Genomic DNA, 23,527 nt, shown 5'->3' with positions numbered 1-23,527 from the left:
CTACTGTATATTTAACCAGTTTTTCTCCAGGCAACTGCGCAAATGTAATTTGCAACGATGTATCAGCACCCAATAGTTGGAGGAAGTAATATTTAATGTGGCACAAATATGATCCGGTTCCAGTTCTTCCATAAATTTCATCACAAAAACCGATTGCTGCACGCTCTTCAACTTTTTTCTGCAACCTTCCAGAACGGTATAAAACTCTTTGGTCTCGATATATTGATGGTAATCAACCGGCCAGTTTTTTGGTGAAGCATTGGCCCGCCAGTGTTCTGATTCATCAAAATAAATATCTTCTTCCGCAGACGATAAATGAATGGCATTGCCGGATACTTTCCTGAAATGGTCGATGATCTTATTTTTGCAAATAGCATACAACCAGTTTTTTTCGGAAGCGTTTTCGGCATAGGTTTCCCGCGAGCGCCAGGCGCTTAAAAAAGTATCCTGCACAATATCTTCGGCAAAACCTTTATCACTCACTCTTGAAAGGGCATAGCGATACAATTCATCCGAATAATTGTCTACCCACGCGTCAGGATCAAAGTCCCTTGTTAGTTTCATAAAATCAAATAATTCAACAACATTTATTACTTCATATAGTTTCAAAGTAAATGTAATGATAATTTACCGGCAGCATAGTTGATCAACCGGGCCGTGCAACACATTTTCTTACATAATCCTTCTTTTCTTTAAACATCTGCAGCCCTTCCCTCAAACTCATATAATTCAACCGGTGCCATCTTTTTCCAGCCGTGCTTACCTGCCACAGTAATCTCCAATGCCGGATAATTTCTTTCCAGGCAAAAAACAAAGAATGTTGAGGATCATAAATATGGGTGGGCTCACTGCCTGCCCCGTTTAATTCTATGATGCTGAAGTTTTTTCCGGCTTCCAGTTCCGCCCAGGTATTGTACCGTATATCCATCCGGCCATAATAAAACCCCTTTATGCCCGAAGCAACTTCATTGAAGGTAGCTTCCAGTTGTGGTGTTACCAGGTGCGAATGATCGAGAAACAAACTGCCGCGGGCATGATTGCCATAAGGCACCAGGATTTCTGTTTCTCCGGCCGGAATGATACGATCGAAACGGATAGCGGCCGTTTTTGTTAACACCGGTATCTGTAATAAATAACGACTGTTCTGCTGAAGTAATTGCAGCGTAGAGTGAATGCCGTCGCCGGTAACTTTCAAAAATTCTTTTTTAACGATGCCGGTAATTTTTCCTTTATCGCTTCCGGGAACCTTTACAAAGAATAACCCTATCTCGTTTTCAAGATCAACAAAAGGCTGAATAATAAATGGAACAGAAAATGCAGCTGCCGAAGACCGGAGTTCGGCGGCATTGTAAACTTTCGTTACACCCCTGCCCTTACCACCAATATCAGGTTTTATGATCAAAGGATATACAAATTCAGCATCTGTTATTTTTTGCTGAATGAGATCGAAAGAAGTTGACGGTTCAAAATAAACAGACTCCGGCCTGTAATTAGCCGGAACGATGCGGTCAATTTCAAATTTACTTTCCATGTCGAAGCCGGCATTTTTAATTGCGGGATTGGAGGTAGAGAAAAAGAAAAAACTCCTGGACCGCAAAGCATACCAAAAATAAACCGGCAGGATGGGTCCATACACCGCCGCAAAGGGCCAGTATTCCCAGTTGGTTAACCTTACAAAAAAACGTTTTATATTAAAATTCATTATCGCGGTCTGTTACTGTTTCCAATTGATGTTGAACAGGTGCATGATGTTTAAAATTCAATTCAGTCATGGTCAATTTATCGGGCAACTGCAAATAATGCATCAGCGCTTTTTTATTGCCGGTTATTTCAATGAAAGAATAACTCAGGGTTTTAACCACTTCATTTCTATTCATGATGAAGCCATTGGTAGCATCTGTATAAGACCTGAAAAAATCCAAAATAGATTCACAGGAAATAACATGACCGGCCATTGCCCATTCATTAAACAACCCGGTACGGTAAAGCCTGGCCCCGCTGTTGTATAAAGTGGAAGATGACCAGATATGGCATTCCGTTTCGGGTAACCTGCTTTGATGTTTTTCTTGCCCATCCCACACCAATTGATACAGTTTATCGAGGTACCACACTACCAGTGTGAATGGCTCTGTATCGTTCAGTTCCAATTGGCTCCAAAAAATCAATGGTTGCCGGGCAGCTGATATTTCATGTACGATCAGCCCCCTGCTCCGGGTATAATTTTTCTGACGGGTATGATTGTTGAATCCACCATTTAATAAAATAAAAACACTGCCAAGGTCGTTCACGCACACCCATGTACCGCCGGCCAATGCATCCGCGGGGGATAAAGTTTTAATCCCGTTACGAAGACGAATTGCCGGTGCGCTGGCTTCGGGGCGCAACGGGTTCTCGTCTCTCAGGGAAGCGAAGAAGGTGGAATCAGTTGTTGGAATAAACACTACCGTACACATAATGGCTGCTTTAGTGGGTAATTTGATTTTGTGCAAGCGAATGTTTGTATCGTATAGTGGAGCTGGCTATCCCAAAATCTTCCTCTACAAGGTCAACGTCCATTTCTATCAGCCCCACCCTGATCAGCGCCAGGTGATGGACCGCATGTTCGGTATTGTACACTATTTCCCTGAAGTAAGTGGTGGATACCTCCAGTCCTGCTGCGCCACTTTCTTCAGTAATTATTCTTAAGATACTATCCGGCTTTTGAATACTGTTTATGAGATGCTCTATCTGACCTGTTGCCAGTAAGCGATCCGTTTCCAACTGAATATTTCTTTTCCTGTTCACGTAGTCTACCCGGTTGCACTCATAGCCGCTTACTGCGCATTGCAGCAGTTCTATGATATGCCTGGCGTGGGCGCCGATACTGGCATTCTTTAAATGCCGGATCTCACACCGGTATTGCTGGTCGCTCATCGTCAACAATAATTGCTTCAAAGAATCAAGCTGACTGGTAAGTTGTAAAAAGATCATGGTGCCGGATTAATTTAATGGTGCGTATCCAAAAAGATGATTGTAGTCTACACAATGAACGGATACATACTTATACGCTGCAAAATCGGGCATCCCGGAAATATCATATACCTGGTTGCCCGAGGTAGATTTCAAACTGCCGAGGTCGATAAAATCAATGGGCATTGCCTGTTTGGACAAGTACATGTGCAACGCGGGCCCGTTGCTGGCGTCAAAATTTTTGAGCTGAAGCTTTAGTACGGATCCCTGCTTTACAATTTCGGCCCTGCCGGAAACGGTGCCGTAGGGGCCTGACGTAAACACACCGGAATATTTAATTACTGATGTGGTACTATCCACTGTTTCATTCAACCGTTCAGTGGATGCCAGTACTTCCTTTTTGCAGGAAGCAAACGTACAAACAAAACAAAAGGCGAGTAAAATGATTTTCATGATAATTGATTTAAAAATTAAAACTGATTTCCGGTGACACTACAAATTCCCTGGTTAATCCATCGGGCCTTACATCCCTGACGATAAATGGTACGGCCCCCGTTAGTGAAAGCGTTATTTTATCATTGAGCTGGTAGCTGGCAAGCGCAGTGGCATTTAATGTAAGGCCGCCGGAACCTTTGATAGCAATGGGTTTGTTGCTGATATTACCATCGATATAAGTATCTTCTCCCAAATGACAGATACCCAATAACCCGGCATTGAAACTAAATTTTGTATTTAATTTAAAATGGTACCCCGCTCTTAACAGCACATCTGCCCGGCGATTAAGATCATTGGAAGGGATGTATTTATCGGCTGTTTCGCTTGCCCAGTAAGCCGGTAAAAAATGATTCTTATTCCTGCCGGTCAATGGTTGTTGCCAGCCGGCCGCAAACTGCCATTGATTATTTGTGATCGTTATGCCGGTAATTAAATCGATGGTACCTAAACTACTTTGGTATTGCATGGGTAAAGATCTTCCATCCTGTTTCAGATCACTTTGGTTGAGGGGCAGTTTGGTACCCGCGGTAAACGACAACTGCCAATTATTTTTGGAAGGCAGACTATAAATGCCGGATAAAAAAATATCGCCCAAGCCAGCAGCGCTGCCCAGGTCGCCATTTGCGCTGTTGGCCGTGATCTTTGCCTGCAGGGCCCATTTTTTATTGAACTGGTTATCGTATTGTAAGCCGGGTGTAAATACAAATACACTCTCATCGCCCACACCTGCAGACAACAGCAGGGAGATCTTTTGGTGGCGCTTGTTTTCATTATCAGTTTGCTGCTGATTCAGATGCCCGATGGTGCAAAAGCCCGCATCGCTGCAACCCTGGGCCATGATCTTATGAGCGGGCAACAAGGAACAGAAAAAAAGTATGGCAACAGCTTTCATGCCCCTGGTGCTTTTCTTTGTAAAAAATCTTTCAAACAGATCAACTCCCTGTTTGCGATGCATCCACGCAATAACGATGCAACAGACCAACACGATGATGGCCAGCATGAATAATTGTCCACCGTCACCCCGGGATTCAATACCAATTACAAACAGGTGAGAGAGGATGGCACCTGTCATCAGGCCAATGCCCGACATGGCCCCGATAAAAACAGTGGCAGGCAAGAGCAATAGTATGCCCGCGATCAATTCGATCACGCCCGTGCCGATACGTCCCCACGGTTCAACGCCGAGTTTGGTGAACAATTCCACCGATTCGGGCTGGCCGGTAAATTTGAAGTAAAGTGTTTGTAAAAGAATTGCCGCCGCCACAATTCTGAGTACCGGGGAAAAAATGTTTCTGATCTTCACGATGTATGGTTGATGATTATTTAAAAATGTCGAGCCAGTTTTTATCCGCTTTTGTTTTCAGGGCGGCTTCGTCCTTATTCCATTTGGTAAGTGTATTGTTTAACCAGGAATGATAAAACAGGTAGAGCTTTCCGTTGAGTATCTTAAAAGTTTTGGGGTCCACGCTTACTTTTTCGCCATTGGCGCCCATTGCGTAAGCACACCAGCCACCATATTGGGGTTCATACTTTGCTGCATTCTTTAAAAAATCCTGCTTGTTCTCCGCATTGCTGAAATAATAAATGACTCCCTGGTCGGAAACGGCAAATTCTTTTTTGCCTTCCACCGCTTTGTTTTGTTTGAAATAGGCTACTGCGTCGTAACCGTCGAGCGCAATCCCCTTATCGAGATTATAATGTTTTTTGCGGAGAACATCCTGCGAAAATGCGGCACCGGTCAATAAAACTGCCGCCATTATCATTAATCCTGTTTTTTTCATCATTACTGTTTTTTAGGTAATACGATCACAATCGCCATTCCTTACAACCGATCTGTTTTTTTATTGATTGATTTTTAGCCCGGGCCAAAAAGCGTTGGCCTTCTGAATCCTTTCCTGTTGGTCTTTTAACCAAAGCTGTTTTACTTTCAGGCTGTAGTTGAGGTAAAGTTTATCATCCACAATTGTAAATGCTTCGGGGCTGGTAGGGGAAGCATGATTTTCGGATAAACCATAAGCGCAGTAACCACCATACTGCGGTGCATATTTTTCAGGATTGGCTATAAACTGCAACAGGTGGTCGTTGTTTTTAAATAACCATCTGGCATTATTCCATTGGTAGCTGAATGCTTCAACGCCTTTGACTGCCTGGTTGTCGGTAAAATAAGCCACTGCATCGTAGCCCCTTATGGCAACACCATCCGTGGCAAACACTGCTGTATTTTGAGCAGAAACGATGTTTGTATATAATAATGTAAGGAAAACAAAGACGTATTTCTTCAGGTTCATATCGGTTGATTTTTGAGTAAAAAAATAATTGATCCGGGAAGTAAGACGCAGGGATTTACAGAACCTTACAAAATATTCTTAAATAAAATCTCCGACCGGGCAGCCGGAAAATTCAGGGAAGGCATTGAGTGATTGCTGTTACAGAAAAAAAGGGGGAAAGCGTACAATCCATGAGTACCGGTAAACCCGCGGCTAAATAAACCTTGCCATTGCTCTTTTATACTATCCCTCAAAAGGGGGATAAAGCCGGTCGGATTGCATGATATTTTTACGGGGCAAAATACCTACATGCCAGATCGTTTTATAAAGCATCACTATCTTTTTATATTCCTCATCTCCTGTTTAACAGGCATGGCCATGAGATCTCCCACCATGGCCCACCGCCAGAAGCCAGGCATGATGTCCTTTATTTTTAAAAATAAAGAATACAGGACAGACGTGGCGCTTCTTAAAATTTCTGACGGTAACAGGTATACGATCAATACCGGTACAACCACTCAAAGCTACTCCATTGCCATCGTTTTGCCGGGTATAGCCAACGGCAGGTATCCTTTCGGCAGCGGCGATGAACAAAGCAATATGTTTATCGGCAACAGCAACTACCTGCTCAATGACGGCTATATAGAGCTACAGGCTACCGGTAAACTGTTATCGGGAAATTTTAAAGCGAAATATTACGGCAGCAATGGCAAGGGCGGTTATAACAAGATCTCCTCCGGCGAGATCAGCGGCAATTTCCATCAACTCCTAATCCCTAAAAATAAATGATGAAGCCAATTATTTTACAGGTACTTATTTTGGTTTGTGCTGTCGCATGTAATACTCCTTATTACAGTTCGGCCAACAATATGAGCGGCCAACCTGCCACTTTAAACTTAAATTCCGGCAAACAGCTGCAAGGCAAAATAAGCGTCCGGAGTTTTGACAATTACAGCTCTGTAAGCCGGGTACAATTTGCAGAAGGCACCGATAAAAATTACCAGGAATATTCCCTTTCGGATATACAGTCTGTTTACCTGAATGGAGGCACCTATTGCGTAAAGAAACTCATCGGGAGCAACTTCTGGAGCGGTAATGCCCTGCGGTTCGTACAGCAGCTTACTCCTCCCGGAGGCAGGATAGATCTGTTTCAGCATGAAAAAATGGTAAAGAACAGCACTACCGGCAAAGATGAGAAGCAGGTGGAATATTACCTGCAGTTACCGGGTGCGGTCAATAACGAAATATTCAACCTGGAAAGCGGGAAGTTCACGCCAAATTTCGATGATAAAATGAGCGCCTATGTAAAAGACTGCCCCGCCCTGGCAGCGAAAATAAAAAGCAAGGACAAAGACTACTTCTACCCTTTTGTGGTAAACAACGGCGACCTGCGAAGGAAGGCCGTGTTACTGCAGATCATCCATGATTATAACACCTGTAAACAATAAATCAACACAAAATATGAAACCGTCCTTTACGCTCCTGCTATGCCTGCTGGCCTCGCTAAGCCACGCCCAACTGACACCCCGGGTAAAACCGACCGTTCCCATCCTCAAGGATAAACAGGCGGAAATGTACACCAGCTTCAGGAACCGGGCAAACAAAGATGAAGTATGGTTTTTTGAACATGCCGGTTATGGCGGCAAAAAATATATCCTCGGCCGTGGCCAGTATACGTTGAAGGAACTGGGCATGGATGCCAATGATTTTTTTTCTTCCGCCCTTATCCCCACCGGGTTAATGGTAGTGGCATTTGAAGATGATAATATCGCCGGTACTTACTATACGTTAAATTCCGACAACAATAATAAAAGGTACAATACAGACTTTACGAAAGTAGAGATCTACAGGGGCAAAGATGCGGGGGGCAGAATGCTGTCGGGCATCAAAGACATCAATGATAAAATATCTTCCATTATCATTTTCGATATGCTCGATGATGAAGTTACCCTGTACGAAGATTGCAATTTCGGTGGGCAGTCGTTATCCCTGACGCCCTGCCCTATGAGCTCTGCAGATGAGGCCAGGTGTTTTTCCTCCTCACCGGTTTCCAGGCAGTGGGGATGGCTCAACCTCGCAGACCTTGACTTTAACGACAAGCTCAGCTCCATCAAAATAAAAGGGCAGATAGCTGCGGTAAGGATACACACCGGGAAGAACCTTGAAATTTCGCCGGGCAGCAAAATGCTCTCGCTGACCACTTCGCACCCATGCCTGAAAAATAAACCTTATACAACGGATAACGCACTCTTCTCGGGGAACTCTGACTGGAATGACCGGGCATCTTCCCTGTCCATTATCATGAAGCCCGGCACTGTTACCATTGTAAATTAAACCACGTAATGAAAAAACTGATCCTGTTCGTCAGCGGTTTGGCCATCACTGCATGGGGATTGTATATTTCGGCAAAGCCATTATACATAAGGCTTCAGGGAAAAACCGCTACTGGTATCGTTACTGCCCTGCATGCCCGTACACGTGCGGGGCGGAATAGCAGCCGTAATTTTTTTAAGGCAGGCAGGCGCCCCTACATCTGTTTCCTGGCCGAAGGAAAACAGGACAGCACCCGCTTTTTAGCGGCCGGGGGCGGGCTCTTCATGGATAACTATACCGCAGGCGAAAAAGTAACGGTGGCATATAACCCGGCAGATGCTTCGCAACATGCCGTGTTTTCTTTTACCGAAATGAGCAGTGGCGGTTTTGCCATTTTTTTTGGGGTGGCACTGTTATTCATGGTATGGAAACCAGGTGGAAAAAATCAGAGTGGCCAGGCTGGTAAACAAACTATTTAAACCAACATCAACAATGAAAAGATCAATTTTCTTATTTATCGTGGCCCTGGGAAATTGCCTGTGGCTATCGGCACAGCAGCAACCCATTATCATTACAAAAGCGCCAAAGAACATTTACGAGGTGCTGAAGAAAAAAGCAAATGAAAAAGGGATGACGGACATGAACGATGTCGGCCTTGAGCGAAATACAGGGTATTACCTTCAAAAAAAGAACTACGCTTACACCGACAACCTGGATGCCGTATTTATGAGCAAAGCCAAAAATGTGCCCATTGCCGTGTATGGCGCCATTGTAAGGAAATACTTTGAACTGGGGGCAACAGAGTCGGAGCTCGGTTACCCAACACAGGACGAGCTGCCGATGAAAGATGGCTTCTACCAGTTCTTTGAACGGGGCGCTATTTACTGGTCGGGCAAAACCGGGGCGCATGTGGTAAAGGGCAGGATCCTCCAACGCTACATGAATGAAAACTACGCCAACGGTTTTTTAGGCTTCCCTACAGATGATCTGAAGATCACACCGGATAAACAGGCCAGCTATTGCTACTTTGAAGGCGGCGCTATTTATTACCATCCAAAATATGGCGCGTTTGTAATTGCCGGTAATATCCTTTCGCAATGGGGCAAGGAACAATTTGAAAGGGGCAGCCTCGGCTACCCTATTGCAGAAGCCCAACCGATTAAAGGCATGAACAAGACCTGGCAACAATATTTTGAAGGTGGTGCCCTGGTAGACGTAAGCGGCGTAAGGACAGAAATTGTGCCCGGCGATAAAAACGGGGCGAAAAACTCCCCCGCGAATTCCGCCAACATTTTCCAGAAATACAAATCCATGGGCGGCGCCAACAGCTACCTGGGCGTACCGGTAGAAAAGCCGATCCATGGCCAGTCCGTGTGGCTGCAGCAATTTAAATACGGCTATATCTACCGCCGGGACAATGACATCTTCGGGTATACCATACACAAAGGGCCGATCTGGGATGAGTTTGCCAAACGCAGGTGGGAACAGGGTTGCGGCTATGTGACAGATGAGGAAGTGGACAAACCGGACGTAACCTACCAGGTGTTCAGCAAAGGCACGATCTATTATATCAAGTCGCAAAAAACAGCCGTATGGAAAGAAGGCGATAACGGCAGGTGGAAGCCCTGAGATGGATAAAAACAGTAGTGTGTTGCGGGTTTCCCGGAAATAAAAATGTATCAATACCATTAAACCTTTAACTAAATAAAATGAAAAAAACATCCCTCATTGTCCTTCTTTCTATGCTTTATGTCAGCAGTTCGGCACAGTTGCAAAAAAAAGATTCAGTGTTTTTTAAATCCCCCGCATCAAGAGTACCGATCGGGCAAAACGAACTCAACAAATTTAATTTCCATGGCGATGAAATATGGTTGTATACCGATATCAACTTTAAAGGCAAAAAGAAAGTGCTGAAAGTGACCGGCAACAATATGCTCGAATTTTCGCTGGCTGCCCTGGGCCCTGAATGGAACGACGTCATCAGCAGTTGCCTGGTACCGAATGGGGTAAAAATATATCTATATGAAAACGACCATTTCAATCCCGGTTCTGTCGGCAGCCGTATCGAGATCATCGGCCGTGGAAAAGAATACTATGCCAAAGGGCCGTCTGTGTACGTGCCCAATAAAGGTACCGTAACCCCCAACGGCGCTGTAGGCGTATACATCGATAACAACGATTTTACCAACGTAGCCAATGCAGATTATTTTGTACAAACCACTAATGCAAAAAACGATCCCGCACCGGTTTATAAAGGCGTACAATCCGATGCCGCGGATGTGCACAGTGGTAAAAAAATCGACTTCAACGACAAAACATCTTCCATCCGTATCGTACGGTTTTCAAATTAAAACGCAACAACAATGAAAAAAGCAATCTACCTCGCTGCCTTCTTTATAATGGCGCTTACTATTCGCACAGCAGCACAATCCTCCTCCCCGAAAGCGGATGAACTATTAAACCAACTGAAACAAAAAACGGGCTCCTTCACTGTCACTGCCAGCAATGGCCGGAAAGTAAGCGGTAAAGCAATACTGCTTAAATTAGGCAACAACAAAGGTTTTGTAATAACCTGCGAATTGATCGAAAGCAAAGTGGTACAAATCTTATCCTTAAAGATCCCAAAGGCTGCAGCGGGAAAATATCCGCTGGAAAAAAATGATAACCTGGTGACGATAGACGGGATCACTTATGAAATAAGAGAAGGCGAAATAACGGTACAGCTTACCGGGGGCAAACTCTCCGGGAAGTTCAGCGGCAATATTTACAGTATCAATAAGCGCAAATCAAAATTTGATGTACCTGCCGGAAAAGCCGATGGCACATTCACCGGGCTTACAAAGCAATAGCAAATGATAAAAAAAATATTCATTGCCTTACTTAACCTTGTATTGCTGAATGCCGCCACTGCGCAACACAAGCAACGGTGGAACAGCCTCTTCTTATACAGCTTTAAGCTTGCCCCCGAAGTACCCGCGCAATACCTGGAAGCGGTGGTGTTATACAAAGGCAGGCCCATGCTGCCTCCGGCGAAAGGAGCAGGAGGAAAAAGACAGCTGCCAGGCATGCGGTTCACTTATTCGCTGCAGCCCACCGATAATACCGGCAGTGTTACATTGCCTTTTGTTATTCCCGGGGGAAGTTTTACATTATTGATGGATGCGGAGATGTTACTCGAAATGACGCAGTATCCGGACCGATACAAGTTCCGCGTGAATAAGGTCAATAAAGATCCGGTTGCCGGGTATGTGCTGCCCGAAGTGTTTGACTTTATACCGGGCCATGCGTTGAATATCGCATACCTGCATACTCTTAGTCCGCAGGAACGAGATGATGAGATAAACGAAAACGCCTGGATGTTATCCCTGGCTTCTTTGCAGGTAACACCTCTACGCGATACTACACTTACTTATTCCCTGACGGCCATTCCCAAAGGTATATTGCTGGCGCTGCCAGGCATCAGCAAAGCGGCAGACACGGTACAACGCCTGGTAATTGATAAAGCATTCCTTTTTAAACATCGCCTGCTCATGCCGGTTCCGGCAAAAAAACAGGAGCCGCCCAAACCCTTCCCTGACCGGTGTTTTGGGATCCTCACGGATATGGAAGGGCGAACCTGTGCTACCTCGGGATGTATTTCCGGTATGGGAAGCGGGGATTGTGCCCTGCTGAAAAATGCAGCCGGTACGCTCTCCTACCGCATATCTGTGCTCATAACACCATGAAATCTACGCCAGGTATGGGAAGAATTTCCGGGTATTTCGTTCAATTTATTTCAACTTCATCACCACAAAAAGTTATTTTCACTCTCAAATAAAAGGATGATCCATGAAGCGTTTACTGCAGGTATTTTTTGGGGTGTTCACGATACTCTGCAGCAACTATTCTTTTTCCCAACCAGGTTATAAAGCAGAATATTTCCTCACGGAGAATGGCCTTCCTTCCAACGCTGTGCAGGCATGTTCGGCAGACAGCACAGGTTACCTGTGGCTGGCCACACGCCGCGGGCTGTGCAGGTACGACGGCTACATCTTTCAACCGTCACCCAACGTAAGGGGTAACCTGGTAAGCATGAACACGGCGAAGAACGGGGAGTTTACCATCTATGATAACAATACCGGCCTCCATCGTTTTAATCCATACAGTGGCTATCGTACCGGCATTGCAAATACCAACTTCAGCGATGCCGATCCCAACAATGATCATTACAACAATCTGTTTACCGACGATGAGGGCCGGATATGGTGTTCTGATTTCAGGAATGCAAAATATTATACCGCCGGTAGCAAACAGGAAAAGCGCTTCGCGATAAGCGGTTTCAATAACAGCAACGACAGGATCGCCTTTTTTGCCAATCCATTGCCCGGAAAAGTATGGGTGGCCAGCATCAATGGGTTGTTCATATGGGATAAAAGTTACGATTCCCTGCGGCGCAATGAAAACCCGCTGCTAAGTTACCGCTCTTATTCGGCGGCTGCCACCATTGGCAACGATACGGTAGCGCTTGCTTCCGGCAACAGCATTTACCTCGTCAAAAGCTCTGCCAATAAGGTGATCAGCAAAACCATCGTGGATATCACCACGGATGACCAGATCATTTCGATTACCGCTGCTACAAAGAATTCAGCCACCATTATCATTGCCGCATCGCGGGGGCAGGTGTATTGCAGCAACAAAAGCCTGTCTGCTTATACCCCGGTATTCTCCACCTCCAGCACCGGCAGCTCGATCAATAGCATTTATGCCGGCGCTACCCATCATATCTGGGTGTGCACCAACCATGGCCTGGTCAAACTTACCCCGGGAAATGATGCCATCATCAATTACACACTCCCTGACGGCAATGCGCAGGAAGATCATGTAACCAGTATCCTGAGATCGGTTGTAGAAAATCATTTTTATATCGGCACTTCCGCCGGGCGCTTTTATCATACCGATTTTGCCAACTGGAACCGCATTGGCCTGCCGGCCAAAACCATCATCAACCATCTTTCATATTGTAACGGAAAGGTATTGTTGAGTACCACTTCTGGTTTATATCAGTATGCTGACGGCCGCGTGGCTAAAATATTCTTTAAAAAAGAATACGATCATGCCGTCTTCAAAAAAGCGATGGTCACCCCGAAAGAAGTGTGGCTGTTGCCATCGGAGCTGCCGGTAGTAGCGCTTAAAAAAGCAACACTGCAGATTGATTCTGCAATCCGGGTAAACGATAGCCCCGTGTTTTCTGCCAGTAATTTATGGAACGATATAGCTGCGGATGATAAAGGGAATATTTTTTTGGCGGGCTGGATGCCCGAAAGTTATGGATTGGCCATATATGATACAGCAACTTCTTCTTTCACGGGAATTGCCCGGAGAACGGCAGATGAGAAATTATTCATCGGGGATTATTACAACAGGATCGCCCGGTCGGGACAATTCAATTTATTGGTCAGCGGTTATGGGGGCTTCAATGCCATCAACGATTCCGGGAAGGTGACAAAGATCATTTCCATCAATGACCATCCACTCGCCAACGAGCATGTGGAAGGGATTGCCGCCATGCCCGACCGTACTATCTGGTTTGGCACCGAAGAAGGCATACAGGTGTGGAACCCGGTTACCGATAATACCCTCCTGATCACCACGCTCAATGGCCTGCCTTACAACAATGCCTTGTATGCTTTTGAGCCTGTGTCAGACAAAATGCTCGCTGTGGGTTTTAACAGGGTTGTTTCGCTCATCGATACTAAAACATTATTCAACAGCGCCTTCATCAATAAACTGGCATTGAGTAAGGTATTGGTAAATGGTACCGAAAAATTCATCACCGGTAATGAGCTGGAGGTTTTACCCAACGAAAGAAATATCACCCTGTTCTTTTCGGCATTGAATTTTGCCAGTAATAAAAACGTTCAATACTGGTACCGCATCAACCGGGATGAATGGCAGTTATTGGGCAACAACCCTTCCTTCGTTTTCAGCAATTTTAAAAATGGCAGTTATACGATCTGTATCAAAGCTACCGACGACCTTCAGAACACCCAGGACAAAACACTTGTTTTACAAATTAAAGCGCTCCCTTATTATTACGAAACCCTGCGGTTTAAAATATTGTTACCCGCGGGTATTATTTTTTTACTGCTGTTCTTTTTCTGGCTCAGGATACGGCAGTTGAACAAATGGAATTCGTTCAGGGCTTCCCTGTCGCAGGACCTGCATGATGATGCGGGCGCTACTTTGAGCAGCGTAAACATCTTAAGTACCCTGGTAGCAGAACAGGAGCCATTGTCGGAAAGAGGGGCCCTCTACATGCGACGCATTACGGACGATGTAAAAATACTGCAGCTCAAACTCGATGAGATCATATGGAGCCTGAAGAGTAATACCAGCAATATGCACCAGGTATACAGCCGGTTGGTGGAATACGGTTCTTTCATCATGGGAGCGAAAAACATAGAGTTTGCTGCATCCGCTTCCCCCGACATGGACCATATATCACTGCCCATCAAAAAATTGAGGAACCTGTTCTTAACGGCAAAGGAAGCGCTGAACAATATCGCCAAGCACAGCGAAGCTTCCCATGCTTCGCTGACCATTACCGCCGGCCAGCAACTGGTAAGTATTACCGTATCGGATAACGGTAAAGGGATCGCACAGCAAAAGATCCATTCAAGGAACGGGATCACAGGTATGCAAAAAAGGATAAAAGAGACGGGGGGCAATATCAGGATCAACTCTTCTTCTGCTACCGGTACCAACATACACATCACTTTAAAATTATAAACAAGGCCATGATCAATGTGCTGATTTTTGAAGACAACAGCAGCCTAAGGGCAACCCTTGAACTCTTAATTGCAACGGATAAGGAATTTCAACTCATCGGTTCTTATCCTCATTGCGACCAGGTAAAGGAAATTTTAAGCGGTGATGTGTTGCCCGATGTAATATTGATGGATATTGATATGCCCGGAAAAGGAGGAATTGAAGGAGTTAAAATGGCGAAAGAAGAGTTGCCGGATGTACAGATCATCATGTTCACGGTATTTGAAGACGACAACAAAATATTCGATTGCATGAAATATGGGGCCAATGGTTATATTCTAAAAAAAGATAGCCACACCAGGATATTAGATGCGATCAGGGATGTATACCAGGGCGGCAACCCTTTGTCACCCGAGATTTCCCGCAAAGTGATCGGCTTTTTTAAGGAAGAAAAACTGAATGACAGCTACCTGCTTACCCCACGTGAGCTTAACCTGTTAACCATCCTGTCGCACGGCAGTACTTATAAGGAATTGGCTGCGGAACTGGGCATTACCGTTGAAACAGTCAAAAGCCATCTTAAAAATATTTATACCAAAATGCATGTCGCCTGCGGAACGGAAGCCGTAGCGAAAGGGCTACGATTAAAGATCATCCGGTAAAAAATTTCTATAGCCGCCCGATGCCAATACATGGGGCAGGAAACTATCAATGCTCCCCGGCTTTTGATATCAGCCCCTGAACTTCTTGCAGCAATACGTTTATTTCGAATGGTTTTTCCAGTATGCCATCTGCCTGGCATTCCTCAAAGTCGTCCAGCAAATGAGAGACCGCGGAGTATAATAAGATAGGAATATGCTTATGCCTGGAGGACTTGATCTCTTTGCATAAGTCCCGCCCATTGTCTTGCCCCAGCATAACATCGAGGATGATGAGGTCAGGATCCAAAGCCCCGAGGGAATCAAGGAATTCACTTTTAGACCTTGCCGTTCTCACCGAATATCCTTTCAGCGTCAGGCAGGTTGTCATAAGGTACAACAGATCCTCATGATCGTCCACCACCAAAATAGTTGCCATTCAATAGTGCAGGCAAATCTCAAGCCATATAATACCGGAACAAAAATTCCCCAGGTGTTCATATTCAGTTAGCTGTATCAGCGGGGAAACTTAAACAATCTGCGAAATGCTGACCGGGAGTGCAGTGGCTTTTGAGGATATTCCGGGATTATTTTGCCACAGCGGAATCAGATCTTGTTGGCCCTTGGCTGATCTTACAGGATGTCAGCATTCACTTTCAGCGTAAAAGTGGTGCCCTCACCGATCACGGAGGTTGTTACTGTGGTGGCGTGGATGATATTTGCCCGCTCCATCATGTTGCTCAACCCTATGCCGCCGGGTACCTGCGATACATCAAAACCTTTACCATTGTCGGTGATGGTGAGCTGCACCATCTTATCCGCCGCCAGCAGCAAAAGCGTTATGATGGAAGCATCTGCATGTTTTACAATATTATTGATCTGTTCCTGTATGATCCTGAATAAGTTTAATTTAACCTTACTGCTCAATAAGCCTTCCACAGCGGCATCCAGCTGAAGCACGATCTCCAGGCTTTGTACTTCCATTATATCTGCTGCCAGGTTGTTGACCGATCCCACTAAACCCAGGATATCGATGGTATCGGTAGTAAGGCCTTTCGTTAATTTACGGATCTCTTCAATGGCTGTAAGCGTGTACTCGGTAGAACGTTGCAGGTATACTTTACTGTTCCTGCCGCCTTTTTTGGCCATTTCCATGTAAAGTTTTGACGCCCCCAATAACTGGTTGACATTATCGTGAAGTTCTTTACCGATCTCCGACCGCTCGGCTACTCTTGCTTCGCCGATAGCAAATGCCATGGCACTTTCACCCGACTCTATTTCCTGCGACAACCTGTTGTTGATAACCCGGTGTTTGTTGGCATCCTGCAGGGAACCGATAATGCGGTATGCGGTACCATCGGGCTGGCGCAATATTACGGAATTGCCGACCAGGGAGATAACTGAATTGTCTGCTTTCAAATACCGGACGGCATACTTCCATTCGGTAATATTGGTAAGCAGCATTTGACCATAAGATTCTGTAAAAGCCGGTTTATCTTCAGGGTGTATATGGGCCATCCATTCGTCTCCCGAAACGGCATTTTTGCTCAGTTTATATCCTAAATTCTTTTTGTAGGCATTGCTCAGTACGACCGTATTGGCCAGCAGGTCTACATCATAAAAAATATCGGAAGAAGAATTAAAAATCAGTTTGAAATTCTCTTCGTATTTACGATGTGCACTCATTTCGACCCCATTCTTTTTTATTTCTTCGTCGAGTTGTTCCTCCAGTTCCTTCTGGAGGCTGAGGTCCTGGATCGCACCGAGCATCCGGTAAGCCCTGCCGGCGGGGTCCCGCAGGATGCTTGCCCTGACGTATACCTTGGCAATGGAACCATTGGCCCTGATGATACGATACGCCTGCTTCCACTGCATGGCTTTTGACCTGATAGTATCAGCGAGGTCTGCCGATATTTGTTGCTTGTCATCCGGGTGAATATAATTCACCCAGTCCCTCAGCATATTACCTTTGTTCTTCCTGATGGTGTAACCAAACAGCTCTTTAAACCCTTCCCCGATAAATAATTCGTCCTTCTCCAGGTCCCAGTCCCATATCACATTAAAGGATATCTTATCCGTCAACCTGAATTTTTCCATATCTTCTTTATGAATAAGATGCTGGTCGCGGATCTTGTTTTCAAGGTCAATTATTTTACTGACATCCTGTGTGGCCCCTACCAGTCGTATTGCGGTACCATCGGGATCCCTCAAAATACAGGCCCTCGACGTAGTTGCGGCGATTACTCCATCTTTACACCGGATAGAGAATGAATCTTCCCATGATTTTTTCTTTGAAAAGAGAGATTTTTTTATTTTTTTACTAATGCGTTCTTTTTCCCCGGGAACCAGGTATTGGTGAAGGATATCGTAGTCGACCGTATCATTTTCTATCCTGTAGCCAAATACATCTTCAATGCTGTTGCCCACATAGACCTTACCGGTAGAGATGTCCCAATCCCACATCACATCATAAGAAGTTTCGGCAAAATACCGGAGCCATTGGGTGGATTGCTCCTGGAGCAGATCAGACTTTTCCTGTGCCTTCAGGATATTTTTACCGGTAACCCGTGCGGTTTTATCATCGATCTTTTTCTGTGTGGAAATTGCCGCACGCAGGTCCGAGATGGTGGTTATGGAAGTTTCAGTTCCATCGCTGTCCCGGAAAATGGCGGAACTTATCTCGCATGGAAGCAGGCTGCCATTCTTTAAAACAGCATTTACCTGTGCAATGGCTTGTCCTGTAGCCTTGCGCTCCAGCAGCATTTTCTTAAACTTTTTTTCATCATCCGCAAAAATATCCGCCCTTTTTTTTCCTAAGATTTCTCCTGCAGAATAGCCTAATAAGCTGCAGGCAGCAGGATTTGCTACGATGATCTTTCCTGTTTTGATATGGAAAATAATGTGGGCCTGGGCAGCATTATCAAAAGCAAGCTGGTGCAAAGTATTGGCTGCCGCCGGAGATGGGCCAAAACCCATCTTATCTGTATTTTTTTGGGGCGAGTGGGGCAATGTGTTTGGATTTGTACCTACGGTTTAAACGTAATGTAAGCTTTTATGCCTACAAAGTAGATTTAATATTAATAGGTATTTTAATCCCATCCCGCAGCGCTCCTTTATCCTGCGATAAAATTGCGGGAAATATCTTCCACCCACGCTATGTACACATCCATTACACAAACCTGATCTTCGTTGCCAGGTCTTTAAAATATCCGCCGACCAGATATCTGTTATATGCTCATCTTTAATGAATCGCACGATATCATTTTTTATCGCATCAATTGAAACTGTAGCAATTTTCTGATGCAACAATTTTTGGAAATCATTTTGAGACATGGCCTCTCCCTGTCAAATAAAACATCATTTATCGGATTTATTCCGATAAAACCAACGAATATTTCCATATCTGGATTCACAGCTTTGAACGGACGAAACACTATCACGAAGCAATGGCTTTCACCTGCTCTACATCATAATCCGGCATTCCCCCTTTTTGGGTCGCTACAAAAGAACCCAGCTTTACCGCATTCTCCAATATTAACCCGGGTGGATCTTGATCCATCAATCCCGCCAGCAGTGCCGCCAGGAAAGCATCTCCGCTGCCAACCGTATCGGCCACGTTTACTTTGATACCGGGATGCGAAAAGATCTCACCATCCCTGTATAAAATAGCCCCATCACCTCCCCTGGTCACTACAAACAAGGTAAGTCCCAATTGTTCGCTGATAGATCTTACCTGGTCTTGCGGATCAGTATACGTACAAAACCAGGGAGCTGTCAATGCCAGCTCATCTTCATTCATCTTCAACAGGTCTGCTTTTTTCAACAGGTCCAGCAGTACATTTTTTTCATAGTGCGGCGCCCGCAGGTTGATGTCAAATACTTTTCGGGGTGCCACTTCGAGTAATTCAAAAAGTGTTTTTCGTGACCGGATGTTTCTTGCCGCGAGGCTGCCATACACAAAATAAGTTGCATTGGCCATCAGATCAGTAAATGCTTCGTGCCATTCAATAAAATCCCAGGCGGATGGCTGTACGATATCATAACTCATATCACCTTTTGGATCCTGGGTACCATATACCTTACCAGTTGGGTATTGCAGGTCTGTCTGGATGTGCCCTGTATTGATATTCTTTAATGTGAACAATTCGAGCAATCTTCTGCCCTCGCTGTCGTTACCGGTTTTTGTAATGATGGCCGGATTCTTTTGCAGTTGTTGAAGATGATAGGCCACATTCATGGGCGCCCCGCCGGGCTGTGTGCCGGAGGGACGGATATCCCATAAGACCTCGCCAAAGCAAACTAGAGGATGTATGTTCTTATTCATGGTTGCTACATTTGGTCAATAATATCAAAGAGGTTAATTATCACACATGCGTTTCTTCCGGGCTGGCATATTCTTCTTCGGGATCGGGCAGGCGGTGCAACAGCGATCCCTGCAGGGAGATGACCGAGGAAGCCGTGTACAGCCCGAAGCCTTTCCCGGTAAAAGTATAATCCATCAGGGTCAGTTTCACCACGCCATTTACGCTCAGCTCAATATAATTACCATAGCGGATGAGCCTGAAGTGCAGCGAGCTTTCGCTTTTCATATGAAACAGCGCCGTTTGTATATCGTTGAAAATAAAATTCTGTTTATTGTCAAGCGGGTTAAATCCCCACGAACGGATGGTCGTTTCGCCGTAGGCGATATCGAAAGAAATGAAATAGCCGTTGCCGTCCCCGTCTGCATCACAAACCAGTCCGAGCTTACCCATCCCTTCCACCGTAAGGATCCCTTCCCAGATAAAACAGGCAGCAGGTTTTTCAAAACAGAAGAGCTCATACCCGCTGCGTGAACCGCAGGTAAGCTTTCCTTTTTCCTGCGAAAAAAACGCGGAAGGGTTATCAAACCTGGTGGTGCATTGGCCCATATCATCCTGCGTGGCAGTGTGGGTGATCATCTCTTCCCATCGATAATAACTTTTGAGCAACAGCCTGCCGCGTTCATCGGTACTCAGTTGCTTGGGTGGCGGCAAAACCCGCAGGGCATTGATCTGCCCGTAAGCATAAAAGAAATTGTACACCAGCAAATGCGGCCCGTCCTGCACGGTTCTTGCCGCATAATTACCCGGCGGCAACAGTACATCTTCATGAAAAGAATGGTACTCTTCCAAAAAACCGGGCGCAAACCAGTAACGTACTTTTATATCTTCCCGGATAGAACCCAGTAAATAAAAACGGCCATTCAATTCAAACACGCAGGGGCATTCAATATCGTCGTACACGAATGGATATAACAAAGGCGGCATCAGCTGCAGCACATCGTTGGTGATCTTTACGATGCCAACGCAGCCTCTCCGGGAAACAGGTCCGTGCAGGGCCCTTGCCGCGATCAGCAAATAACTGTCGCCTTTATGATCAAATTGAAAAGGATCGCGGAAGCTGAGCCACTTCCTCGGGTTCTGTTCCTGGGTCTCATAATAGATACCTTTCGGCTCGATGGGGTAAAGATCTTTCTGCTCTTTTGTCCAGGTGAGCAGGTCGTCGGAAATGGCAAGACCCACCCTCGACACAATCCCCCTATCCTTTCGTTGAAGGCCGGTATAATACATTTCAAACCTGCCGGCTTTTTCCACTACATGCATGGTCCAGAGCATATCATCATCCCATTCGCCGGGATGGCCTACAAACAAGGCATTGTTGGTACGCTTCCAGGAGATCCCATCGGTTGAAATGGCGTGTGCGATATAATCGTGGTTGGGAATGATGAGATGAAAAAGATGGTATACACCTTTGTGAATGATAACCGTAATATCGCCGATTTCCCAATCGCTGAAGCCTGATCCAGAGTACATAATATTGTTTTACAATGAGTTAAACTATTTACAAACACTCACTAAGCAGATTTGGCTACCTTTACAAAGTTAACCAAAAGGAAAAGGATGAAAGAATATTACATTCAATTATACAGCCCCCATGGTTTAATAAGGTTTCATGAGCCTGAGATCGGGAGGGACAAGGATACTGGCGGACAGGTAAAATATGTGCTTGAGTTATTAGAGAATTTGTCCAAACATCCGCAGGTGAGAAAAGTAGATCTTTTTACCCGCAGGATCATGGATAAACGGGTGTCTTCTTCTTATGAAAAAGAGGTTGAGACCGTAAACGAAAAGGCCCGTATTGTACGGATGACCTGTGGCGGCAACAGTTACCGCCCAAAAGAAACCCTCTGGGACCACCTGGATGAATTCATTGATAAGACCCTTCGGTTCATAGAAAAAGAATCCGACATTCCCGATGTGGTGCATGGCCATTATGCCGATGGCAATTATCTCGCCAGCCAGGTAAGTGAAATTTTCGGGATCCCTTTTATCGCTACCGGCCATTCGCTTGGGCGAAATAAAAAGGCGTTGCTGATGAGGGAAGGAATGAGTGAAGAAAAGATCGAGGAGAAATTCAACATGAAACTCCGGATCGATACAGAAGAAAGTGTATTGAAAACGGCGGATATGATCGTGGTAAGTACCCAACATATCATCGACAGCCAGTATAGCCAATATAAAAATTTTACCCAGGGCAGGTTTGAAGTGATCCCGCCAGGCGTAACGCCGGAAATGTTTTACCCTTTTTACAGGCTCGACATGCCGGCTTTTAAAATGTCGGTAGAACAGGAGCAGGCATTGTACCGGGTCAATTCCGATATTGAACGGTTTTTGTTCCATCCAGCCAAGCCGTTGATCTTATCCATTGGCAGGGCCGATAAGCGAAAAAATTTCGAGTCGATTATCCAGAGTTACGGGCAGGATAAAGAGTTGCAGGCAATGGCCAACCTCGCCATTTTTGCCGGTGTAAGAAAAGATATCAGCAAGATGCCGGAAGATGAAAAAGATATCCTCACCAATCTTTTGTTGCTGATGGACAAATACGATCTCTATGGCAAGATGGCGATCCCGAAAAAAAATGATCCCAAGCTGGATGTGCCGGAAATATATAGGCTTGCCGCCCGTAAAAAAGGCGTCTTCGTGAATGCCACACCCGGAGAGAATTTCGGGCTCACCATCGTGGAAGCCGCGGCCTGCGGGCTTCCTGTGATAGCCTCTCCTACCGGCGGCCCAAAAGAAATACTTGAACAAAATGAGAACGGGTTGCTTGTTGACGTGGAAGATCCTGCGGCCATTGCTACCGCGTTAAAAAAGATCATCTCCGATCAGGTGTTGTGGGACAAGTATTCTGCCAACGGTATCCTCGCTTCGACTCAATTGTATTCATGGACATCGTTTGCCAATAAATATATTGGTGTAGTAGATAGTTTGCTGCAGCAAAAAAACAATACGGCACTCAACTTTGTGAACAAACCCGCGTATGGTAAAAAACTGGCAGGCGCCCGGTGGTTTGTGATCACAGACCTGGACGGCACTTTAGCAGAAGGCAATGATGTGAGGGGCCTGAAAGAATTTACGGATTGGATCAAAAAAAATTCCGGAACGGTGGCATTCGGCATTGCCAGCGGACGAAACCTCGCGATCACGCAGGACGCCATCAAAAAATACGCACTGCCGCAGCCGGACGTGGTGATCTGCTCCGCCGGCGCTGAGATCTATTACACCGATAAATTCATTGCGGATAAAGGCTGGGACAGCCATATCGATTATCAATGGAAGCGGGCGGAACTGCAGGCGGCCCTGAAAAAATTTCCCGGCATCAGGTTGCAGGAACAGGATGCTCAATGGCCGTTCAAACTCAGCTACTATGTGGAGGATCATTTTGATGAAGATGATATGGCCAACCTCTATAAATTTTTAGATGATCATAAATTAAGGGCTAAAGTACTCCTCACGGATAACAAATTTCTTGACCTGCTTCCTTTTCGGGCGAGCAAAGGAAGTGCGGTACGCTACCTGGCTTATAAATGGAACCACCCGATCGATCAGATCATTACCGCGGGAAATGGCGGTAACGACAAGGATATGCTGAATGGCAAAACCAGGTCGATCGTGGTATCCAACTACAGCCCGGAACTGGAAGAGCTACGTAAAAATAAAGCAGTGTATTTTTCAACCCATCCCATTGCATTAGGCGTGATGGATGGCATACATTTTCATTTAGCGGCAATGAAGGATCCGGGCAATTGAAAAGGGC

23 protein-coding genes are annotated in these 23,527 nt (G+C 45.4%); 11 read left to right on the top strand and 12 right to left on the bottom strand.

The annotated features are described in order from the left end of the window. The 8 genes from EGI32_RS21075 to EGI32_RS21040 all read right to left on the bottom strand — a co-directional run bounded on the left by EGI32_RS21075 (position 1) and on the right by EGI32_RS21040 (position 5,732). Positions 1-564, bottom strand: a complete 564-nt coding sequence (locus EGI32_RS21075) for a sigma-70 family RNA polymerase sigma factor (protein WP_255157648.1) — start codon at positions 562-564, stop codon at positions 1-3. Between the two features lie 82 nt (positions 565-646). Beyond that, positions 647-1,702, bottom strand: coding sequence for a hypothetical protein (locus tag EGI32_RS21070; protein WP_255157647.1), 1,056 nt, complete (start codon positions 1,700-1,702; stop codon positions 647-649). After that, positions 1,692-2,489: an NRDE family protein gene (locus EGI32_RS21065; RefSeq protein ID WP_255157646.1), complete on the bottom strand. Its 798-nt coding sequence runs from the start codon at positions 2,487-2,489 to the stop codon at positions 1,692-1,694. Before EGI32_RS21065 ends, EGI32_RS21070 begins: the two co-directional genes overlap by 11 nt. Beyond that, complete coding sequence (locus EGI32_RS21060) at positions 2,464-2,970, bottom strand: hypothetical protein (protein ID WP_255157645.1); 507 nt, start codon at positions 2,968-2,970, stop codon at positions 2,464-2,466. The genes EGI32_RS21065 and EGI32_RS21060 overlap by 26 nt, the downstream gene beginning before the upstream one ends. 9 nt (positions 2,971-2,979) lie before the next feature. After that, entirely contained in the window at positions 2,980-3,402 is a 423-nt protein-coding gene (locus tag EGI32_RS21055; protein ID WP_255157644.1) for a DM13 domain-containing protein, read from the bottom strand. Positions 3,403-3,412: 10 nt separating this feature from the next. After that, positions 3,413-4,747, bottom strand: a complete 1,335-nt coding sequence (locus tag EGI32_RS21050; protein ID WP_255157643.1) for a DoxX family protein — start codon at positions 4,745-4,747, stop codon at positions 3,413-3,415. Between the two features lie 16 nt (positions 4,748-4,763). Next, complete coding sequence (locus tag EGI32_RS21045; RefSeq protein ID WP_255157642.1) at positions 4,764-5,228, bottom strand: YHS domain-containing (seleno)protein; 465 nt, start codon at positions 5,226-5,228, stop codon at positions 4,764-4,766. A 57-nt stretch (positions 5,229-5,285) separates the two neighbouring features. Next, positions 5,286-5,732 carry a YHS domain-containing (seleno)protein gene (locus EGI32_RS21040; RefSeq protein WP_255157641.1) on the bottom strand — a complete coding sequence of 149 codons (447 nt, stop codon included), beginning with the start codon at positions 5,730-5,732 and terminating at the stop codon, positions 5,286-5,288. Positions 5,733-6,020: 288 nt separating this feature from the next. On the opposite strand from EGI32_RS21040, the gene EGI32_RS21035 reads away from it, so the two are divergent. The 10 genes from EGI32_RS21035 to EGI32_RS20990 all read left to right on the top strand — a co-directional run bounded on the left by EGI32_RS21035 (position 6,021) and on the right by EGI32_RS20990 (position 15,433). Continuing rightward, complete coding sequence (locus EGI32_RS21035; protein WP_255157640.1) at positions 6,021-6,500, top strand: hypothetical protein; 480 nt, start codon at positions 6,021-6,023, stop codon at positions 6,498-6,500. Next, positions 6,500-7,159 (top strand): hypothetical protein, encoded by a 660-nt coding sequence (locus tag EGI32_RS21030; RefSeq protein WP_255157639.1) that lies wholly within the window; start codon positions 6,500-6,502, stop codon positions 7,157-7,159. Before EGI32_RS21035 ends, EGI32_RS21030 begins: the two co-directional genes overlap by 1 nt. A 13-nt stretch (positions 7,160-7,172) precedes the next feature. Continuing rightward, on the top strand, positions 7,173-8,045 hold the full coding sequence (locus tag EGI32_RS21025) for a beta/gamma crystallin family protein (RefSeq protein WP_255157638.1): 873 nt from the start codon (positions 7,173-7,175) through the stop codon (positions 8,043-8,045). Between the two features lie 8 nt (positions 8,046-8,053). Next, a complete protein-coding gene (locus tag EGI32_RS21020) occupies positions 8,054-8,503 on the top strand; it encodes a DUF3592 domain-containing protein (protein WP_255157637.1) in 450 nt (149 codons plus the stop codon). Between the two features lie 13 nt (positions 8,504-8,516). Further along, positions 8,517-9,653 (top strand): LGFP repeat-containing protein, encoded by a 1,137-nt coding sequence (locus tag EGI32_RS21015; RefSeq protein WP_255157636.1) that lies wholly within the window; start codon positions 8,517-8,519, stop codon positions 9,651-9,653. Between the two features lie 80 nt (positions 9,654-9,733). Further along, entirely contained in the window at positions 9,734-10,375 is a 642-nt protein-coding gene (locus tag EGI32_RS21010) for a hypothetical protein (RefSeq protein ID WP_255157635.1), read from the top strand. Between the two features lie 12 nt (positions 10,376-10,387). Then, entirely contained in the window at positions 10,388-10,873 is a 486-nt protein-coding gene (locus EGI32_RS21005; protein WP_255157634.1) for a hypothetical protein, read from the top strand. A gap of 3 nt (positions 10,874-10,876) precedes the next feature. Further along, complete coding sequence (locus tag EGI32_RS21000; RefSeq protein ID WP_255157633.1) at positions 10,877-11,749, top strand: hypothetical protein; 873 nt, start codon at positions 10,877-10,879, stop codon at positions 11,747-11,749. 103 nt (positions 11,750-11,852) lie between these two features. Then, the gene (locus tag EGI32_RS20995; protein WP_255157632.1) at positions 11,853-14,792 is read left to right on the top strand and encodes a sensor histidine kinase; all 2,940 of its coding nucleotides are present in this window, start codon (positions 11,853-11,855) and stop codon (positions 14,790-14,792) included. 8 nt (positions 14,793-14,800) lie between these two features. Continuing rightward, the gene (locus tag EGI32_RS20990) at positions 14,801-15,433 is read left to right on the top strand and encodes a response regulator transcription factor (protein WP_255157631.1); all 633 of its coding nucleotides are present in this window, start codon (positions 14,801-14,803) and stop codon (positions 15,431-15,433) included. A 46-nt stretch (positions 15,434-15,479) separates the two neighbouring features. On the opposite strand, the gene EGI32_RS20985 is transcribed toward EGI32_RS20990, so the two are convergent. From EGI32_RS20985 to EGI32_RS20970, 4 genes are all read right to left on the bottom strand, one after another. Further along, positions 15,480-15,848, bottom strand: a complete 369-nt coding sequence (locus tag EGI32_RS20985) for a response regulator transcription factor (RefSeq protein WP_255157630.1) — start codon at positions 15,846-15,848, stop codon at positions 15,480-15,482. 194 nt (positions 15,849-16,042) lie between these two features. Next, positions 16,043-18,385: a PAS domain-containing protein gene (locus EGI32_RS20980; protein WP_255157629.1), complete on the bottom strand. Its 2,343-nt coding sequence runs from the start codon at positions 18,383-18,385 to the stop codon at positions 16,043-16,045. Positions 18,386-18,845: 460 nt separating this feature from the next. Continuing rightward, a complete protein-coding gene (locus tag EGI32_RS20975; protein WP_255157628.1) occupies positions 18,846-19,733 on the bottom strand; it encodes a PfkB family carbohydrate kinase in 888 nt (295 codons plus the stop codon). 40 nt (positions 19,734-19,773) lie between these two features. Beyond that, entirely contained in the window at positions 19,774-21,243 is a 1,470-nt protein-coding gene (locus tag EGI32_RS20970) for a glycoside hydrolase family 68 protein (RefSeq protein WP_255157627.1), read from the bottom strand. Positions 21,244-21,330: 87 nt separating this feature from the next. Between EGI32_RS20970 and EGI32_RS20965 the strand changes: the two genes are divergently transcribed. Then, positions 21,331-23,520, top strand: a complete 2,190-nt coding sequence (locus EGI32_RS20965; RefSeq protein WP_255157626.1) for an HAD-IIB family hydrolase — start codon at positions 21,331-21,333, stop codon at positions 23,518-23,520. Positions 23,521-23,527 lie beyond the last annotated feature (7 nt).

The organism is Ferruginibacter sp. HRS2-29 (genome assembly GCF_024343615.1).
In the GTDB taxonomy this organism is placed as follows: Bacteria; Bacteroidota; Bacteroidia; order Chitinophagales; family Chitinophagaceae; genus Ferruginibacter.
Note: the sequence above shows the minus strand (reverse complement) of the source record. Positions and strands in the feature narration are given on the sequence as shown.